Annotated in this window: 18 protein-coding genes and 3 pseudogenes; 15 read left to right on the top strand and 6 right to left on the bottom strand. The window is 61.0% G+C overall.

Going from position 1 to position 17,124, the window contains the following annotated elements; all coding sequences use genetic code 11:
• Nucleotides 1–77 precede the first annotated feature (77 nt).
• Both H1S03_RS16220 and H1S03_RS16225 read left to right on the top strand, forming a co-directional pair.
• Nucleotides 78–716, top strand: a pseudogene (locus H1S03_RS16220) (DUF932 domain-containing protein); the annotation flags it as partial.
• Between the two features lie 44 nt (nt 717–760).
• Entirely contained in the window at nt 761–961 is a 201-nt protein-coding gene (locus H1S03_RS16225) for a DUF2274 domain-containing protein (protein WP_347339239.1), read from the top strand.
• 255 nt (nt 962–1,216) lie between these two features.
• Here the strand turns inward: H1S03_RS16225 and H1S03_RS16230 are convergent, their stop codons facing one another.
• The 4 genes from H1S03_RS16230 to H1S03_RS16245 all read right to left on the bottom strand — a co-directional run bounded on the left by H1S03_RS16230 (nt 1,217) and on the right by H1S03_RS16245 (nt 5,133).
• A complete protein-coding gene (locus tag H1S03_RS16230) occupies nt 1,217–1,885 on the bottom strand; it encodes a class I SAM-dependent methyltransferase (protein ID WP_185805212.1) in 669 nt (222 codons plus the stop codon).
• Between the two features lie 57 nt (nt 1,886–1,942).
• Complete coding sequence (gene dctP, locus H1S03_RS16235; RefSeq protein WP_185805213.1) at nt 1,943–2,935, bottom strand: TRAP transporter substrate-binding protein DctP; 993 nt, start codon at nt 2,933–2,935, stop codon at nt 1,943–1,945.
• A gap of 100 nt (nt 2,936–3,035) precedes the next feature.
• Nucleotides 3,036–4,241 carry an MFS transporter gene (locus H1S03_RS16240; RefSeq protein WP_185805214.1) on the bottom strand — a complete coding sequence of 402 codons (1,206 nt, stop codon included), beginning with the start codon at nt 4,239–4,241 and terminating at the stop codon, nt 3,036–3,038.
• A 1-nt stretch (nt 4,242) separates the two neighbouring features.
• Nucleotides 4,243–5,133: an HpcH/HpaI aldolase/citrate lyase family protein gene (locus H1S03_RS16245; RefSeq protein ID WP_185805215.1), complete on the bottom strand. Its 891-nt coding sequence runs from the start codon at nt 5,131–5,133 to the stop codon at nt 4,243–4,245.
• A 99-nt stretch (nt 5,134–5,232) separates the two neighbouring features.
• Between H1S03_RS16245 and H1S03_RS16250 the strand changes: the two genes are divergently transcribed.
• The 13 genes and pseudogenes from H1S03_RS16250 to H1S03_RS16310 all read left to right on the top strand — a co-directional run.
• Nucleotides 5,233–5,724 carry a MaoC family dehydratase gene (locus H1S03_RS16250; RefSeq protein ID WP_221892740.1) on the top strand — a complete coding sequence of 164 codons (492 nt, stop codon included), beginning with the start codon at nt 5,233–5,235 and terminating at the stop codon, nt 5,722–5,724.
• A gap of 42 nt (nt 5,725–5,766) precedes the next feature.
• Nucleotides 5,767–7,182, top strand: coding sequence for an MmgE/PrpD family protein (locus tag H1S03_RS16255; RefSeq protein WP_185805216.1), 1,416 nt, complete (start codon nt 5,767–5,769; stop codon nt 7,180–7,182).
• Between the two features lie 21 nt (nt 7,183–7,203).
• A complete protein-coding gene (locus H1S03_RS16260) occupies nt 7,204–8,379 on the top strand; it encodes an acyl-CoA dehydrogenase family protein (protein ID WP_185805217.1) in 1,176 nt (391 codons plus the stop codon).
• 12 nt (nt 8,380–8,391) lie between these two features.
• Nucleotides 8,392–9,591 (top strand): CaiB/BaiF CoA transferase family protein, encoded by a 1,200-nt coding sequence (locus H1S03_RS16265; RefSeq protein ID WP_221892741.1) that lies wholly within the window; start codon nt 8,392–8,394, stop codon nt 9,589–9,591.
• Nucleotides 9,592–9,673: 82 nt separating this feature from the next.
• The gene (locus H1S03_RS16270; protein WP_185805218.1) at nt 9,674–9,817 is read left to right on the top strand and encodes a hypothetical protein; all 144 of its coding nucleotides are present in this window, start codon (nt 9,674–9,676) and stop codon (nt 9,815–9,817) included.
• Entirely contained in the window at nt 9,817–11,214 is a 1,398-nt protein-coding gene (locus tag H1S03_RS16275) for an amidase (protein ID WP_185805219.1), read from the top strand. Before H1S03_RS16270 ends, H1S03_RS16275 begins: the two co-directional genes overlap by 1 nt.
• A complete protein-coding gene (locus H1S03_RS16280) occupies nt 11,204–11,785 on the top strand; it encodes a TRAP transporter small permease (RefSeq protein ID WP_185805220.1) in 582 nt (193 codons plus the stop codon). Before H1S03_RS16275 ends, H1S03_RS16280 begins: the two co-directional genes overlap by 11 nt.
• 13 nt (nt 11,786–11,798) lie before the next feature.
• Nucleotides 11,799–13,070 (top strand): TRAP transporter large permease, encoded by a 1,272-nt coding sequence (locus H1S03_RS16285; RefSeq protein ID WP_185805221.1) that lies wholly within the window; start codon nt 11,799–11,801, stop codon nt 13,068–13,070.
• An 80-nt stretch (nt 13,071–13,150) separates the two neighbouring features.
• Nucleotides 13,151–13,843 carry a UTRA domain-containing protein gene (locus tag H1S03_RS16290; protein WP_185805222.1) on the top strand — a complete coding sequence of 231 codons (693 nt, stop codon included), beginning with the start codon at nt 13,151–13,153 and terminating at the stop codon, nt 13,841–13,843.
• A 205-nt stretch (nt 13,844–14,048) separates the two neighbouring features.
• A pseudogene (locus H1S03_RS16295) lies at nt 14,049–14,669 on the top strand (transposase); the annotation flags it as partial.
• Between the two features lie 327 nt (nt 14,670–14,996).
• Nucleotides 14,997–15,317 (top strand): hypothetical protein, encoded by a 321-nt coding sequence (locus H1S03_RS16300; RefSeq protein WP_185805223.1) that lies wholly within the window; start codon nt 14,997–14,999, stop codon nt 15,315–15,317.
• A complete protein-coding gene (locus tag H1S03_RS17740; RefSeq protein ID WP_249777969.1) occupies nt 15,317–15,742 on the top strand; it encodes a biotin transporter BioY in 426 nt (141 codons plus the stop codon). The genes H1S03_RS16300 and H1S03_RS17740 overlap by 1 nt, the downstream gene beginning before the upstream one ends.
• A gap of 23 nt (nt 15,743–15,765) precedes the next feature.
• Nucleotides 15,766–16,005 (top strand): annotated as a pseudogene (locus tag H1S03_RS16310) (biotin synthase BioB); the annotation flags it as partial.
• Nucleotides 16,006–16,094: 89 nt separating this feature from the next.
• Here the strand turns inward: H1S03_RS16310 and H1S03_RS16315 are convergent.
• Both H1S03_RS16315 and H1S03_RS16320 read right to left on the bottom strand, forming a co-directional pair.
• Nucleotides 16,095–16,367, bottom strand: coding sequence for a hypothetical protein (locus H1S03_RS16315; RefSeq protein ID WP_185805224.1), 273 nt, complete (start codon nt 16,365–16,367; stop codon nt 16,095–16,097).
• Between the two features lie 4 nt (nt 16,368–16,371).
• Nucleotides 16,372–17,082 (bottom strand): HpcH/HpaI aldolase family protein, encoded by a 711-nt coding sequence (locus tag H1S03_RS16320; protein WP_185805225.1) that lies wholly within the window; start codon nt 17,080–17,082, stop codon nt 16,372–16,374.
• Nucleotides 17,083–17,124: the final 42 nt, after the last annotated feature.

A 17,124-nucleotide genomic window follows, 5' to 3' on the forward strand; every position in this document is an offset into this window, starting at 1 on the left:
TCGTTCGCTTCATGGTCCGTCCCTTCGTTGGGTCGGACTCTAATTCCAAGTGGAGGAAAAATCCCGTGGCAGGTCACAACCACCGGGCCGAGCAGATCAAGACGATGGAGGTCGCGGATTGTCGCACCGAACTGCGCGCTGTCACCGGCCCCGACTATGGGCGCATCTACGCCCAAGAGCTTGTGTCTGCAGTTCAGCGCATCGCGGGCAACGGCACAGGAGACACGCGCTGGAAGGTCCCCGGCGTGCTCGACTGGTCGACCGGCATCTACAACCCGCGCGTGGACGTGACGAAGGAGACGACGACGCTCTACGCCTCGGACCGCGACGTGTTCCTGTTCCTCGTCGACAACCTCAACCCGATAGAGGCGGGACTGCTGCCCGATGGCTCGCCCGACTTCTACTTTTTTCGGGGATTTTATTGCTGGAATTCGGAGGTGGGGGCGAAGACGCACGGCATCGCCAGCTTCTACCTGCGCGCGGTCTGCCAGAACCGCAACCTCTGGGGCGTCGAGGACTTCCAAGAGATCACGATCCGGCACTCGAAATACGCGGCCTCTCGCTTTGCCCACGAGGCGGCCCCGGCGCTCAGCCGCTTCGCTGACTCCTCGCCCGCGCCCTTCATCGATGGCATCCGCGCTGCGCGGGAGAAGATCGTCGCACGGTCGGACGAGGACCGTCAGGACTTCCTGCGCAAGCGCGGGTTGGACCGATCCATGACGACAAGCCGGTCAAGTTGACCGTGGAACTTCCCGCCGATGTGCACCGCGACCTTTGCGACTACGCAGCTGTCCTGGGCCACCAGACCGGCCAGGACCTTGAGCCCACCCGCCTCGTTGCACCCATGCTCGACCGCTTCATGTCGACTGACCGCGGGTTCGCCGCAGCGCGCAAGACGGGCTCAAGGGCGAACCACAAGAAGTCAGACCCATCGAAGCCACTGGATACCGATCACGGCTAAATATCTGTGAAATCGTAAGTCTCTTGGCGGATCGCATTGCACACGGATCGCACATAGGCACCCCCTACCAGCCTGAAGTTGCGACGGAATCGAGCCGATCCTCCATTGGAGAACGAGACTGCGGCAGCAATGGCCGCTTGAAACTGTGCCGAGAGGCGGAGGTCAGAGGACAGGCAATAAGTTGACTATCCCAAATATTTATATACGGCGGACTGCACGTTCGGTTGACCTTCGCAAGCGCAGACAGGTCGCGGTTTACGGATGCGTCAGGAGCCTGACGCGCATCGACTGTCGCAGGACATATCCTCGATCGTCCTGCGCAGACAGCCGGCGGAAATCTTGTGTCAGCAACTCACGGTTCCGGGTCAGAGCCTCGATACGCGAGTCATCCGCAGCAGCAATGCGCGATACGAAATCGTCAAATCCGCTGTAGCGTTCATTTCGGATGTAATCATAGGCATCCGTCTCTTTCGCGCGCCCTTCTTGCAAGAGCTTCTTCAAAGCCGTCTGTGCTGCCGTGCGCACTATCGCCTCATCATCGACATGACGCAGCATCTCGCTGAGATCCCCCTCAACCGCCGGCTCGATCACAATGATTGGGCCGCGTCCGGGGGCGAGCACGCGAAGCGCCTCATCAAGCGCCTGTGCCATCTGGTCGATCGGAACGTGGTGAAGTGAATTCAGAAACAGCACCGCATCAAAGGTCCCCGTCTCGAACGGGAGGGCCTCCGCGCCTGCGGCATGCGCGCCCGGTACAGGGCTTGTTATAGCAGGGTCCACACCCGTCCAGCGAACGCCGAGCTTTTCCATATGCGGCTTCAGCCCGCCGGTGCCGCACCCGACGTCCAGCAGGGTCGCACAGTTGCCATCGGCAAGCGCCTTCGAGATGATCTGCATGGCGCTGGTCTGTCGAACTTCGCTCATGACATCAGTCTCCGCCGGAATGGAAAGGAGCGGCACAAGACCGCCCCAACCAACCAATCACTCGTATTTTGCCTTGAGGGTCTGGAACTGCTCCCAGACTTCCGGGAAGCGGTCGGTAAATTCTGCCGATGCCTTTTCTGCCAGGCTGCGGAATTCGGCTTGCGACGCTTCATCCGCTATCACGAGCTCGCCACCTTCGTCCAACAACTTCTGCATAGTCGCGTTGTCCTTGTCGATGCCTTCCTGCCACTGCCTCTGCACTAATTCGCTCGTCGTATCGACCACGATCTTCCGCAAGTCTTCGGGCAGGTCGTTCAGCCACTTGTCATCTGCAACGATGGTATAGGACAGCAGGCTCAGACCCGGGATATAGCTTGCGGTGTGCGCCGCATTGGTGCCGACCATTTCCCAGCCGCCGGCCGAGGTGAATATCCCGTCTATGGCACCCTGCATCAGCGCGGCAGCCATTTCGCTCGCGGGCATGGAAATCGGGCTGGCACCGAATTCGCGCATCATGGATTGCAGGACCCGGCCGCCGGTCATCCGCACACGCTCGCCCGACAGGTCCTCGGGCTTGGTGACCGCTTGGTCCTTGAAGAGGAAGATGAGGTCGGCAGTCCGCATCAGCCCCATGACGCGGATTCCGCGGCCCTCGATGATCTCGGACATCATCTGCGAGAGCTCTTCGACCGCCCCGTCGGACTGCATGAACTTGTCGGTAAGAGAGAACGGCAGGTTTACGACACCGTATTCCGGCGCAATCGACTCGAGATTGACGCTGACCGGCCAGACCATGTGTACGGCACCGGTACCTAAAGCCGCGATTGCGTCGCGGTCGGTATAGAGCGTGCCCGAAGGGAACACCGAAACGTCGATCCGTCCATCGCTTCGCTCTTCCAGCCTGGCCGCATAATCGTCCATCATCTTGGCGGCCCAGTGCGAGGTGGCCAGATCGTTGGTCATGACCATCTCGTAGGTATCCTGCGCAAATGTACCGGTCCCTGCAGTAACAGCGGCAGCAAAAATAGCGGCAAATCTAAAGTTTTTCATGGTTTTCCTCCCTTGAGTGCAAGCATCTGAGCATCCTGTACGGACATAATTGCCCAGCAACCGCACTAAATCAACTCCTTTGTCCGTATTAACACCTGACTTATCGGGCGTGGCGCGCCCTGATATGGGCCCTCAGGGCCGTTACCGCCCCGATTATCGGTAACAAGGCAAGCCAAAAGAAGGCAAGCGGGAAGCTTTCGGTCACGCCATGCACAAGCGCAAGCGTCGCAGGGCCGATGACAACCCCGATGAAGGTCACCGCCATGACACCGCCCGCCGCGTCCCCGACCTTTTCGGGGATGACATGCCGCGCGATGTCAGCAAGCATGATGCCGTTCCACCCGATCGAGGCAAATCCGAACGGTACGAGAATCATTGCGACGGCGGCGAGGGTGCTCTCGGCGGAAAGCAGCGGCATCGACACAGCCGCGACAGTCGTTATTGCACCGATCGTGGCGAGCAGCGCCATCGGACTTCCCGTCCGGTCGGCAAGCAAGCCCCAGACAAGGCGCCCGGTCGCGCCGAAAAACTGAACCACTGCGGTCATCGCCCCTGCGGCGACAAGGGTCCAGTGCAGGTCGATCACAAGCGTTGAGACAACGTACGACATCAGCGACAATTGCATCGCGGAAAAGCAGAACGACGTGATCGCCAAAGAGCGTAGCCCGCGGTTGTGCCTCAGCTCGGCCAGGCCGGCAAAGATACCCCCTCGAAATCGGACGGACTGTTCGCGCTCCCCATCCCAGCGTCGGCGGAACGGAGCAACGATGACGCAAGCGATCAGGCACAGACACGCAGCGGTCAGGATCGCGATACGCCAACCTGCCGCCTCGGCGATGAAAGGCAGGGCGAGCCCGCCGATGATTCCGCCGATCGGCACGCTAGTCTGCTTCAGGGAGAAGACAAAATTGCGATGCCCCGGCGGACAATGCTTATCGAGAATCCGCGCGGCGGACGGATTGGTCAATGCGTACCCGACCCCGATCAGGAACGCCGAAAGTGCCGCGATGATCAGCAGCCCGCTCGCCAGACCCGCAAGCCCTGAGGCCGCGATCAACAAGGCGATCATGCTGGTCGTGGCAGGGCCGAACCGCCGAATCACCACGCCCGCCACAATCGATCCGGCAGACGCAGCGAAATAGATGATGCTGATCTGATAGCCAATCATTTCCGGTACGATATTATAGGCTTGCGTGATTTCTGGAGCGATGCTGGCGGCTGCGAGAACCGTCAGTGACAGCAGGGCCTGCACCATCGTGACGACCCCGAGAACGACAACCAGCTGGCCCTTGGCAGAGCGCGTCATCTCAACCTTTCCCGGCCGCTCTTTCGGCGAGCGAGAGGATCCGCCCGGCCTGCGCGACGAGCGGTTTTTCGATCAACTTGCCGTTCAACATGGCCACGCCCCCTGCCCCGTTTTCCCAAGCCGTCATGACGTCACGCGCGCCCGCGGTCTCGGCAGCCGAGGGCGTCAGCGCGGCATGGATCGCGGCGATCTGGGACGGATGGATGGCCGCCCGGGAGGTAAATCCGAGCGAGAAACTGCGTTCCATTTCATGTACGTACCCTTCCTTGTCCTCAAGGTCGATCCACGGCATGTCGAGGGCGTCGATCTTCGCACTTGCGGCCGCACGGACCACATCGGTGCGTGCCGCGAGCAGTGGCTCCCACTCCATCGGCACCCTGAGATCCAGCGCCATGTCCGCGCCCCCGAACATCACAAACCGAAGCCGCGGCGATGCTTTCGCAATGGTTGCGGCCCGTTCGATTCCGGCGACAGTTTCGAGCAAAGCACCGATGCGCAGCGGGACGTTCGCATCATCCATGATCTGCGCGACAAGCGTAACATCTTCCGCGCAGGATACCTTCGGCAACATGACTCCCGCGACGGCGGCCCCCGGATTGGCGCGAACCGCGTCGCAGATCGCTAGCAGATCTCTGATGCCGTTCAGCGACCGAATGTCATTCAACCGGACATAGATCGGGATCCCCACCTGCAGCCCTTCTGCCGACATGAAGGACACGACCGCGTCGCGCGCCGAATCCTTTGCATCGGGCGCTACCGCATCCTCCAGATCAATGATGACGGCATCCGCACCGCTGGCATAGGCCTTCGCAAAACGCTCGGACCGGCTTCCCGGCACGAAAAGCCAGGACCGTATCGGGGGGGGCTCAGGTGCGGTATCGGTCGAGGACATGAAAGGGCTCCTTCCTATTGTTGGATATATTCATCTTGACACAGCTATTTTGTCCGGACATCTTCGACTAAGCAAGTGACAATTCCAAGGGAGCGCCCCGTGACGACAGCAGCCAGAACCGAACCCAGTACCGTTACAGCCGACCTGGGCCGTTACCTGGAAGACTTCGTGAAGGGCGACATCTACGAACACCGGCCCGGACGGACGATCACGGAATCGGACAACATCAACTTCAGCCTGATGACGATGAACCGCCATCCGATGCATTGCGACGCGGCCTTTGCGGCCAAATCGGAATTTGGCAAACCTCTCGTTAACAGCGGCCTGACGCTGGCGATCGTCCTGGGGATGACCGTGGACGATATCAGTTACAAGGCGATCGCGAACCTCGGCTGGGAGGAAATCACGCTTAAGGCGCCGGTGTTTCCGGGCGATACAGTCTATGCCCGCTCGGAAGTTCTCGACATTCGCGTCTCGAAATCGCGCCCGACCCAAGGCATCGTGAAGACCCGGACAGAAGGTGTGAAAGCGGATGGCACGGTATTCATGACTTTCGTGCGCAGTAGCCTAGTGCCGCGCCGACCGGAGTAGTCCTGCAAGCAGTGGCATTCAAATTGTGGAGGAAACAAAACCATGACATTCGCCGACATCCAAGATCCGTCCCACGCCATTGCGGCCTTTACCGCCAGCCTGAAAGACGCGGACATCCCCAATGACGTCCGGGTGCGCGGGATGCACCATCTGCTGGATTCCGCGGGCATCGCAATGGCGAGCGCGACGTTCGACTTCGCCAAGCGCACTATGAAGGCGATCCACGGACTTGGCGGGGACGGCAATGTGCCTGTCATTGGAATGGGTGCTTCGCTGTCGCCGCGCGATGCTGCCATGGTAAACGGATTCCTGATACACGGGCTCGATTTCGATGACACTCACATCGCCGGTGTCGTCCACCCCTCCGCCAGCGCCTTTGCTGCGGCCCTGTCTGCCGCCTTCCACGTCGACGCGTCGGGCAGCGAGATGCTGACGGCCTATATCATCGGCATTGAGGTCTCCGCGCGACTGGGCGCGGTCGCCAAGGGTGGCTTTCACCAGGTGGGCTTTCACCCGACCGGTGTTGCGGGCGTGTTCGGCGCGACCATGACCGCCGGTCGCCTGATGGGCCTGACCGAAGACCAGCTTCAGAACGCGCTCGGGCTGGCGCTGTCCCTCGCCTCGGGCAGTCTGGAATTCCTCGAAGACGGGGCGTGGAACAAACGCTTCCATCCCGGCTGGGCCGCTCAGGCAGGGATCACCGCCGCCGCTATGGCGAAGGAAGGTTTTAACGGCATCTCTAGCCCCTTCACAGGCCGTTTCGGTCTTTATAACGCCTATTTGGGGCCACTGGCTGAAAACTGCGACATCTCGCTCGCGTCCAGTGGTCTGGGCTCGGAATGGGAGTTGATGAAGACGGCGATCAAGCCCTACCCTGCCTGCCACTTCACCCATTCCAACATCGACGCGGCCCTCGCCCTGCGGGAACGGGGCGCGACGCTGGACAAGATCGACCACATCACCGCGCTTGTCCCGGCAGAGGTCATCAAGACCGTCTGCGAGCCCGAAGCAAACAAGAAACGCCCGTCCAACAGCTATGACGCGCAGTTCTCGATCCCGTATCTCATCGCCACTGCGATCACGAACAACCGCATGACGCTGGTCGAACTTGAGGACGCTGCGCTGCATGATCCGGAAACGCTCGACCTTGCGAACCGCGTGTCCTACCGCGCCGATCCGGACTCAACCTTTCCCAAGGCCTATTCGGGAGAGCTGATCGTGACGCTGAAGGACGGCACCGAACTGCGCCACCGCGAGCACATCAACCGCGGCGCCGACGAACGGCCTCTGACCAACGCCGAAATCGTCGAGAAATACAACGTCAATTCCGCCTTGGCAGGGTCGCGCGATCAGGCGACCGCCATGCGCGACACGCTGCTGTCCATCGACACCGACACACCCCTCGCCTCATTGCTGCGCGCCTTCGCCCCTTCGGCGGCTGAACCCGCGCACGCTTGACAGATCGAAAGGAACACGAACATGAACCGCCAGTTCACAGAACTCGACAACGACGAAGCAGAACGCGAACGCATGATGCTCGACAGCGTGAACCGCTGGCTCGAACGCGACGTGGAACCCCAGGCGATGAAGCTGGAGCACGGCGACATCTACCCGTCCGAGATTGTCGAGCAGATGAAGGAGATGGGTCTCTTCGGCGCGATCATCCCTGAAGAATTCGGCGGCCTCGGTCTCCGGCCTTCGACCTACGCCAAGATCATCGAGCGAATCTCGACCACCTGGATGTCCCTGGCCGGCATTATCAACAGTCACCTTATCATGTCCTATATCGTGATGAAGAACGGAACGGAGAAACAGAAGGAAGCTCTGCTGCCCCGCTTCGCCACGGGCGAACTGCGCGGCGGGCTGGCGCTGACGGAGCCCGACTGCGGCACCGACCTTCAGGCGATCCGCATGACCGCCAAGCGCGATGGCGATGACTATGTCATCAACGGAACCAAGACCTGGATCAGCAACGGCATCGAAGGGTCCTGCTTTGCCCTTCTGGTCAAGACCGATCCCAAGACGGACCCCCGCCACAAGGGCATGTCGATGTTCATCGCCGAAAAGGGCGAAGGCTTCACGGTGTCCCGCAAGCTGGAAAAGCTGGGTTACAAGGGCATCGACAGCGCCGAACTGGTGTTCGACAACTACCGCATTCCGGCGGACCGCCTCATCGGCGAAACCGAAGGACGCGGCATGATCTGCGCCATCAGCGGGCTGGAACTTGGCCGCGTCAACGTCGCCGCACGGGGTGTCGGCATCGCGCAGGCTGCGCTGAACGAAGCGACCAAGTACAGCCAGCAGCGCAGAACCTTCGGCAAGCAGATCCACGAACATCAGGCAATCGCACTCAAACTGGGTGACATGGTCACCCGCGTCACCGCATCACGCCTGCTGGTCGAGAACGCCGCCGCTGCGCTGGATCGCGGTGAGCGCTGCGATTTCGAGGCCGGCATGGCCAAGCTGTTCGCCACCGAATCCGCGCTGAAGAACGCAGAGGAAGCGCTGCGCATCCACGGTGGCTACGGCTACAGCAAGGAATTCATGGTCGAGCGTCTGTACCGCGACGCGCCGCTGCTGTGCATCGGCGAAGGCACGAACGAGATCCAGCGACTGATCATCGCCAAGCGTCACATCGAACAGAACCCACTGTAAGGGAAACGTACCATGAACGATATGATGCTGCCCCTCAAAGGGGTCACCGTGATCGCAGTCGAGCAATACGGGGCGGGCCCCTTCGGCAGCATGCTGCTGGGCGATCTTGGCGCAGACGTCATCAAGATCGAGAATCCGGCGGAAGGCGGCGACGTCGGCCGCAAGGTCGGGCCCTACTATTTCAGCGAGGGCGACAGCTACTTCCACCAATCGTTCAATCGCAACAAGCGCAGCCTGACGCTGAACCTCAAGCACGAGGAAGGGCGGCAGATCTTCGAAGGGCTGGTCAAGAACGCGGACGCGGTGATGAACAATCTGCGTGGCGACCTGCCCGAGAAGCTGGGCCTCGACTACTCCTCGCTGTCAAACGTGAACCCCAGGATCGTCTGCGCACACCTGTCGGCCTACGGCCGCGAAGGATCGCGTAAGAACTGGCCCGGTTACGATTATCTCATGCAGGCCGAGGCGGGATACCTCAGCGTGACCGGCGAACCCGATGGGCCGCCCTCAAGGTTCGGGGTGTCGATCGTGGACATGATGACCGGCCTGATGACGGCCTTCGCGCTGGTGTCCGGAGTTGTCGGCGCCCGGGCGCAGGGCAAAGGGATGGACATGGACGTCAACCTGTTCGACACGGCCCTGCACAACCTCAGCTATCTGGCCACATGGTATCTGAACAACGGTCATATTCAGGGCCGTGAACCGCGCGGTGCGCATCCCTCGCTGACACCCTCGCAGATGTTCACCACCAAGGACGGCTGGGTGTTCGTGATGTGCAACAAGGAAAAGTTCTGGCCCACCCTTGCGGACAAGCTTGGGCATCCCGAATGGGCGACCGACCCCCGGTTCGCCGACTTCTCGGCGCGGCTGAAGCACCGCGAGCAAGTGACCGAAATGATCGACGCCGCGCTCAGCCAGAAGACCACCGCGGAGTGGATGAAACTGCTGGGCGGCAGCGTTCCGATCTCCCCTGTTAACGATATCGGGCAGGCACTTGAATCCGATTTCGTTACCGAAGGCCGCCGTACGGAATCCTTCCCGCGCAAAGACAGCAGCACGCTTTCCATGCTCAGCCCACCGGTGCGTGTAAACGGGTCGCAGGGTCTGATGAACGCAGCACCCGATCTGGGGGCGGACACCGCCGATCTGCTGGAGGGCCTCGGCTGGGGTCTGGAAGATCAGGAAAGATTGAGAAAAGAAGGGGTGATCTGACCCGCCGAAGGCATTCGACACCCCGTCACGCATCTTTGGGAGGAGATTGTGAGCAACGCAACCAACGACAGAACGGCAGCGGTTGAAGAGCGCGCGCGATGCGGTCACCGCATCGCGCGTTATCGCGCAGGAGCGCGACAGCGTACGCTTGCTTTCACCCGCGACCAATCTCTTCCACCTGTTGTGCGCCGATCACGACCGCCTGATGCACGACGATGCCAGCTGATGACCGTTGGACATTTGCAATCGCTGCACGACATGTCGGAGGCACTGGCATCGGGTAAAATGGCTTTCGAAGTGCCGGTAAAGGAACACTTGGAGCGGATCACCGCGGTCTCGGACAAGCTGAACTGCCGTGTCGAGGTCGAGGCGGAAACAGCGCTCGAACGTGCCCGCACGCTGGACAAGAAACGCGCAGCCGGCCAGCTGCGCGGACCGCTGCATGGCATTCCGTTGGTTCACAAGGACATGTTCCACGACGCCGGTCGCCTGAGTGAATACGGAAGGCCCGCGATAGCGGGACATCGTGCCGACCGCACCGGGACGCTGATGAAGCGGCTCAACGACGCCGGGGAGGTCACGCTGGGCCGTCTGCACATGAACGAATTCGCCATGGGTCCCACCGGGCACAATGCCCACATCGGGCGGTGCCGCAATCCATGGAACACGGATTACGTCACCGGCGGATCGTCGTCCGGATCGGGTGCTGCGGTTGCGGCAGGTCTGGCCGCAGGCGCGCTTGGGTCGGACACCGGCGGATCGGTCAGGCTGCCCGCCGCGATGTGCGATGACCCGGGGCTGAAGCCCACGCAGGGGCTGTTGCCGCAGGATGGCATGATGGGCCTGTCCGAAAGACTCGATTGTCCCGGCGTGCTCGCCCGCAGCTCCCGAGATGTTGCGGTCTTGTTCAACACCCTGGCGGGCAATGGTGAGGATTACGCGGTGGGGATCGGCAAAGGGGTCGAAAGACTGTGCTTCGGCATTCCCGAAAGCTGGTATTTCGACGATCTTGATCCGCAGGTCGCAGCGCAGCTGGACCGCACCCGCAAAGACCTCGAGTCAGAAGGCGCCAGCTTTCGCGACGTTGCGTCACCCGACCACACCAATTTTGGTGAGATGGCCAATATCGTCTTCACACCTGAGGCTACCGCCCTTCATGCCGACCGCATGAAAGCGCATCCCGAACACTACGGCGCACAGGTGTTTGCGCGGTTGCCGCAGGGTCTGGCGATCAGTGCCGTTCAATACCGGCAGGCGTTGCAGCTGCGGGCCGCGTATGCACACGCGATGATGACCCTGACCTTCTCGGAATGCGACATGCTCTTCGCTCCGGTCCTTCGCAGGCTCGTCCCGACCGACGCCACCACAGACGTGCAAGCGGGCAGCGACATGCGCGCCGTGATCGCGGGTCTGTCGGATCTGACCCGCCCGGTCTCCTACCTCGGATTTCCCGCGCTTTCGGTTCCTGCAGGCTTCGACGATGCGGGTCTGCCCGTCGCCCTGCAACTGATCGGCCCGCCGCTATCCGAAAAAGCGCTTCTTCGGGCGGGTGACGTCGCTGAAAGAGACGTGGGCCTCCTCCCGACCGGCACACAGGAAACAGGAGTTTCCCATGACAGATAAACCTGGCACGCCCCCCCTGTCCGACGATGAACCCGGGGCGGACACGGTCGAGATGGAAACAGTCAAACTACTTCCACGCTGGTGGGTGTTCTTCGAGGAACGGATCATTCTCAATCTAGCGACCATCCTGATGTGCGCCGCAATGGGTGTCATGTTCTATGAGGCGATGAGCCGCTCGTTGTTCGCCGAAAGCTACTGGTGGGCAGAGGAGCTGGTGCGCTTTCTTGTGGTCTGGAGTGTGATGATGGGCCTTGGCGTTGCCACGCGTCACCATCACTTCATTCGTATGGACCTGCTGCTCGACATGCTCCCGCCCTGGGCACGGATGGCGTCGTCTTGGCTCAACTGCCTGATCGGATTGGGGTTTTCCGGAATCCTGATCTACGCAGGCATCGTCGAGGTCCGGCATATGGCCTATATCGGGATGATGACCGACTCCAACCTGGACCTGCCCCTTTGGTTTGTCCGGATGGCCACACCGATCGGCGGCACCCTGTTTGCACTTCATTTCATCGGCTCGATGTACGCCCTGACCCGTGGCGTCGATCCGAATTCGAAAATCGTGTCCTGAGGAGCGAAAACAAATGCTGACCGTCATCGCCTTTATCGCTCTGCTGATCTTCGTCGCCGCTGGGGTACATATCGCCATCGCCCTCGGCGTCGTCGCCACCCTGATGCTGAGCTTCAACCTCAACATCCCTATCATCCTGATCGCACAGATGGCCTGGGATTCCATCGACAGCTATGCGCTGGTGGCGATCCCGTTCTTCATCTTCGCCGGCAACCTGATGACACGCGGCAACCTCGCCCTAGTGTTGCTGGAGCTGATGGGCAGCATCCTGCGCTGCTTTCGCGGCGGCATCGCCCTTGCCTTGTCGCTGTCGAGCGTCTTTTTCTCGGCGGTGAACGGATCATCCGTCGCCTGTGCGGTCGCGATGGGCCCGGCCGCGGTCGATCTGCTGCCTCGCGAAGGCTATCCCAAGCAATTTGCCGCTTCGATCGTCGCAGTCAATGCGACCTTGGGCCTGATGATCCCCCCGTCCCTCACCTTCATCCTGATCGGCTCCATCGTCGGCATGCCGATCACCGATCTCTTCATCGCGGGCATTCTGCCCGGCCTGCTGCAGGCATCGCTGCTGACCGGCATGACCCTGTGGCTGTCGCGTCGTCACGGCTACGGCTCCGCCACCAAGCCGCCGGATTGGAAGCAATTCGGCCGCCGTCTGCCCGGAGCGACCGGGGCGCTGCTGATGCCCGTCCTGATCATCGGAACGATCTATCTGGGCTACTTCACCCCGACCGAGGTTTCCGCCCTCGCCGCGCTCTATGCCGTCCTGCTTGTCCTGGTGATCTACCGCACAGCGACCGTTCGCGACGTCTGGGGTACCGCCTGCGATTCAGTTTCGCAAACCGTGATGATCTACGGCATCCTCATCGGCTCCGGCCTCCTGACTGCAGTGCTCACCCGTCTTGGCCTGTCGCGCGAACTGACTTCCATGATCGCCGAAGCCGACATTCCGGCCTGGCAGTTCCTTTTGGCCATTAACCTATTGATGATCGTGCTGGGCATGTTCCTCGACGGTATCTCGCTGATCGTGCTGCTCAGCCCGGTTCTGTTCCCGATGGCAAACGCGGTTGGCGTCAATCCGATCCACTTCGCCGTCATCATCACCGCCCTCGTCGAGATCGCGACGCTGACGCCGCCGATCGGGCTCAATCTCTTCGTGATGAGCCGCATCACCAAGCTCCCGGTGCAAAGCATCACCCGCAGCGTCCTGCCTTTCTATTCGATCCAGCTGTTCGGACTGCTGCTAATCAACGCCGTGCCCTTGCTGTCTCTGGCCCTTTTGCCCTAAGTTCAGGAACCCTGTAGCCAAGGAGGCCCATCCAGCCCATGCCAAAAAGTTCGCCCAACATTCCCCGGTACAGGGAAATCGTGAACGAACTGCTCGATAAGGTCGGCGCGGGCGACCTGAAAATCGGTGACCGTCTTGTCCCGGAAACTGATCTTGCGACGCAGTATGTCGTCAGTCGGCATACCATCCGCGAAGCCATGCGATGTCTGCAGGATCTCGGCATGATCGAGCGCCGGAAAGGTGCCGGCACCTATCTGATCTCGGATCAGCCGAAAAAGGATTTCTCCTATTCGATCAATACGCTCGAGGAGCTCCTGCAATATGCCAGCCACACGAAACTCGAAGTGTTGTCTGTCGACAGTATCCTCGCCGACCGTGATACGGCAGCGCGGCTGCATTGCGAACTCGGCGCCAACTGGATCCGGGTCAGCGTCCTCAGGATCGCCGAGCCTGGCGCCGCCGCGATCGGATACTCGGAAATCTTCATACGTCCGGAGCACACAGACATCGTGAAAGAGATCGGGACGCGGGCCAAGGCAGTCTACACCCTTCTCGAAGAGAACTACGGACTGAAGATCCAGCAGGTGTATCAGGACATAGATTCGGCGCTTGCCACGTCAAATGTCGCATCACGGCTGCTGATCCCCGTCGGCCATCCACTTCTTGAAATCACGCGCCGCTACTACACCGATGATGAGAGGCTGATCGAGGCGTCGATCAATTTCCATCCCGCAGGGCGTTTCCGCTACCAGATCCGCCTGACCCGCGACTGACCGCAGGCGCGATGATCGCTTGGCAAACACCTTCGTCTTAGTTTTGCGAGGGCATCGTCATCCTGTTGAGAGACTTTCCGACTGGGACTGTTGCATTGATTGGATTCTGCAAGGTCCGCCATAATCATTGGCTTGTAACCAGGGTCTGGACCCATTGATTTCAGTCGCACCGCGTGATTCACGGCTCCGAAAACGAAGCGGTGACATGTCTGATCTATTCTGGTTGAGTGACGCGCAGATGGCGCGGTTGGAGTCCTATTTCCCGAAGTCTCACGGCAGGCCCCGCGTCGACGATCGGCGTGATCTGATCGGTATTATATTCATAAAACGCAATGGCTTACGCTGGCGCGACGTGCCCATGGCGTACGGTCCGAACAAGACGCTCTACAACCAATGGAAGCGATGGAGCGACAAGGGGGTCTTTGCCGGGATAATGGCCGGCTTGGCCGCCGAACACTGCGAAGAGAAGATGGTCATGATCGACACAACCTACCTCAAGGCACACCCGACCGCGACCAGCGTGGGCGTCAAAAAGGGGGGCGTGGTCGCCTCATAGGGCGCACCAAGGGCGGAATGAACACCAAACTGCATGCCGTCTGCGACAGTCATGGTCGGCCGATCAGCTTCTTCGTCTCCGCCCGACAGGCCGGAAGCAGCGTAAGAAGACCGTGAAATACGACAAGCGTCGCTACAAACGCCGCAACCGTATCGAGATCATGTTCGGCAGGCTCAAGGATTGGCGGCGCGTCGCAACCCGCTACGACAGATGCCCGAAGTCTTCCTGTCCGCGATCGCTCTCGCCGCGACTGTGATCTACTGGCTATGAGTCCAGACCTCCGCACAACCCCCAAACGCCCGACAGAGCGCGCCAGAAGCCGATTTCGTGTTGCACATAGTGCGCACATTGCGCCATCTAACCCTCTGGAACTATGGAAACATCTGTCCAATCCATCATGGGGGCGACGGAAAGGCGAGCGGCCGTTGATAAATCTTGTTTTTTAATTTTATCAGTCATTTATCTGCGCCTAACATCATCGAGTTCCTTCAGTCTCTGCCCGGACAACCGCAAACAGTCGGGAACTACGCGAGCCATCTCGCCTCCAATTTCGCCATAGCTCGACCAATGTGGGACTTCCGACTGGATGACCGGGAGATGAAAGACGTGATCACCGTCGCGCGCCGCATGGGGATCATCTTCCTTTCAGCGCAGCGGAACCGTAGAGCCACCCACGATGAACTCGACCGGCTGCTGGCCCATTTCATTGATCGGCGCCAGAGAACACCCCAGGCCATGCTCATGCACAAGGTGATCGTTTTCGCTCTCTTCTCGACCCGCCGACAGGCAGAGATCACCCGCCTTACCTGGGATGACTTCCAGAAGGAGCACAAGCGCATCCTAGGGTCTGTCCCCATAATCAGGCTTCCCCCATTCGTTCGTCGCGTGATTCAGTATCTCCGACAGAGGAGGTTGTGATGCGGCGACATGAACTGAGCGATGAGGAATGGGCGGTTATCCAGCCGTTTTGGTCGGTGCCGATGACGTTGCACACGCTGGCGGTGTTCTTCCTCTCCGCCGCCCTTGGGCCGCGGCTGGGGCTGGTGGCCATGGCCACCTGTCTGACGACGGGGGCGCGGGGGATGCCGGTCTTCTCGGGCGCGCCGGAACGCGGCATCGGGCTGGCCTATATGGCGGGACCAACGGGCGGCTACCTTGCCGGCTATCTGCTGGGCGCAGGTCTGACCGGCTGGCTGGCCGTAGGGTCGCGGGCTAATCGGGCATTTTCTGGCTGTGCTCGCAGGCCTCGTGGTGGTTTATGTGCTCGGCCTCACCTGGCTCGCCAAATTCGTGAAGGTATCAACGGTGGTCTCGGCAGGTTTCACGCCGTTTATTCTTGGTGAAGCTGACCATCGCCTCAGGATCGATCGTTGCGCTGGCTCGCATCCTGATGCCCGCCTCGGTGGTTCGCCTGTCGGCCGGGCGCACGGGGATGAGCGACGAATTGCAGGCGCTGTGCTTCCTCGCCGGCGCGAACTCGATCTTCGTGCGCGATCAGCTTTTGACCACCGGCAATCCGGCGGGGTGGAAGGATCAGGACCTGCTGGCGCGGCTGGGGATGCATGTAGCCCCTGCTCAAGCCCGCGGGCAAGTCGCGGCGGAATAGGCTCAGCCAGATCAGTTCCGGGCGGCGATTCCGACCGCCCGGGCGAACACACGGCCCTGAACGCCGACATTCCGGCGCTGGGGACGACCTTACCCCACGGCGCGGGCCGCATGGCCGCCACGCCTGCGGGGTGCGGCACCCTCACGTTTGCTCTCGATCAGGACGGCAAACATGGGGTGGTCGGAATGTGTCCCCCGGAACCGGTCGATCAAGCGATCAAGCTTTGCCATCTGATCCGGCCCGGCCTCCGCCAATGCCCAATCGAAAAAGATCGAGCGGCAATCCTGTGCTTCGATATCCATCTCGAACGCTTCGGCGATCAGGCCGCGCGGGTCGTCGGGGGAGGTGTTGTGCAGGGGCATGTCTCTATCCTTTGACCGTGGCAAGTGTTGCGTCCAGCGACTGAACCAGCGTCGCCACATCGCTGGTGATGGAGATATCGGTCACCCCGGCACTGTGCAAGGTTTCGACCGTCCCGCCGGGAAACAGGACCGAGCCGGAGCGTTTTCCCTGCGCGTTCGCGGCCTGCGCCACATGCCGGGCGGCGTCCAGAACCTCCGGCGCGTCCTTGGCCAGACCGGAGGCCGCGGCGAAATCGGACGGGCCAAGGAACAGCATATGCACGCCGTCGATGGCCGCGATCTCCGCCGCTTGCGACAGGGCGATCTTGTGTTCAATCTGGATAATCAGTTCGACCCCGCCGGAATAGCCTGCGGCGTTGCGCCCCCAATCGGCGGCGCGAATGACGCTCTGCGCCTCACCCCGGTGCCCGCGGGGGCCGTAGTGGAACCACTGGGCCGCCTGCTCCGCCTGTGCGGCGTCCGCGATGTTGGGCACCATCACGCCATGGGCACCCATGTCGAGGGCGCGTTTCATCCAGCCCTCGGTCAGTTCGGGAATGCGAACGATGCCTCGCGCTGGCGTGGATTTCAGCGCCATCAGCATCAGGCTGGCCGTCTCTACCCCGATGGGACCATGCTCAAGGTCGATCAGCACCCAGTCGAACCCGGTCTGGGCCACGATTTCGGCCACATGGGGGCTGGGCAGGTCCAGCCAGCATCCGAAGCGTCGGTTCATGGAATTCTCCTGTTTTTGGGGCAAGTTACGACGCTGCCGTTC

The sequence above is a fragment of the Pontivivens nitratireducens genome, assembly GCF_014235845.1.
In the GTDB taxonomy this organism is placed as follows: Bacteria; Pseudomonadota; Alphaproteobacteria; order Rhodobacterales; family Rhodobacteraceae; genus Pontivivens; species Pontivivens nitratireducens.

Excerpts from the sequence above, each read along its gene's own strand:
- H1S03_RS17740 (WP_249777969.1), top strand. The coding sequence starts at position 15,317 with ATGCGGCGACATGAACTGAGCGATGAGGAATGGGCGGTTATCCAGCCG.
- H1S03_RS16300 (WP_185805223.1), top strand. The coding sequence starts at position 14,997 with ATGAAAGACGTGATCACCGTCGCGCGCCGCATGGGGATCATCTTCCTT.
- H1S03_RS16240 (WP_185805214.1), bottom strand. The coding sequence starts at position 4,241 with ATGACGCGCTCTGCCAAGGGCCAGCTGGTTGTCGTTCTCGGGGTCGTC.
- H1S03_RS16255 (WP_185805216.1), top strand. The coding sequence starts at position 5,767 with ATGACATTCGCCGACATCCAAGATCCGTCCCACGCCATTGCGGCCTTT.
- H1S03_RS16285 (WP_185805221.1), top strand. The coding sequence starts at position 11,799 with ATGCTGACCGTCATCGCCTTTATCGCTCTGCTGATCTTCGTCGCCGCT.
- H1S03_RS16265 (WP_221892741.1), top strand. The coding sequence starts at position 8,392 with ATGAACGATATGATGCTGCCCCTCAAAGGGGTCACCGTGATCGCAGTC.
- H1S03_RS16275 (WP_185805219.1), top strand. The coding sequence starts at position 9,817 with ATGACCGTTGGACATTTGCAATCGCTGCACGACATGTCGGAGGCACTG.
- H1S03_RS16280 (WP_185805220.1), top strand. The coding sequence starts at position 11,204 with ATGACAGATAAACCTGGCACGCCCCCCCTGTCCGACGATGAACCCGGG.
- H1S03_RS16315 (WP_185805224.1), bottom strand. The coding sequence starts at position 16,367 with ATGCCCCTGCACAACACCTCCCCCGACGACCCGCGCGGCCTGATCGCC.
- H1S03_RS16320 (WP_185805225.1), bottom strand. The coding sequence starts at position 17,082 with ATGAACCGACGCTTCGGATGCTGGCTGGACCTGCCCAGCCCCCATGTG.
- H1S03_RS16230 (WP_185805212.1), bottom strand. The coding sequence starts at position 1,885 with ATGAGCGAAGTTCGACAGACCAGCGCCATGCAGATCATCTCGAAGGCG.
- H1S03_RS16245 (WP_185805215.1), bottom strand. The coding sequence starts at position 5,133 with ATGTCCTCGACCGATACCGCACCTGAGCCCCCCCCGATACGGTCCTGG.
- H1S03_RS16260 (WP_185805217.1), top strand. The coding sequence starts at position 7,204 with ATGAACCGCCAGTTCACAGAACTCGACAACGACGAAGCAGAACGCGAA.
- dctP (WP_185805213.1), bottom strand. The coding sequence starts at position 2,935 with ATGAAAAACTTTAGATTTGCCGCTATTTTTGCTGCCGCTGTTACTGCA.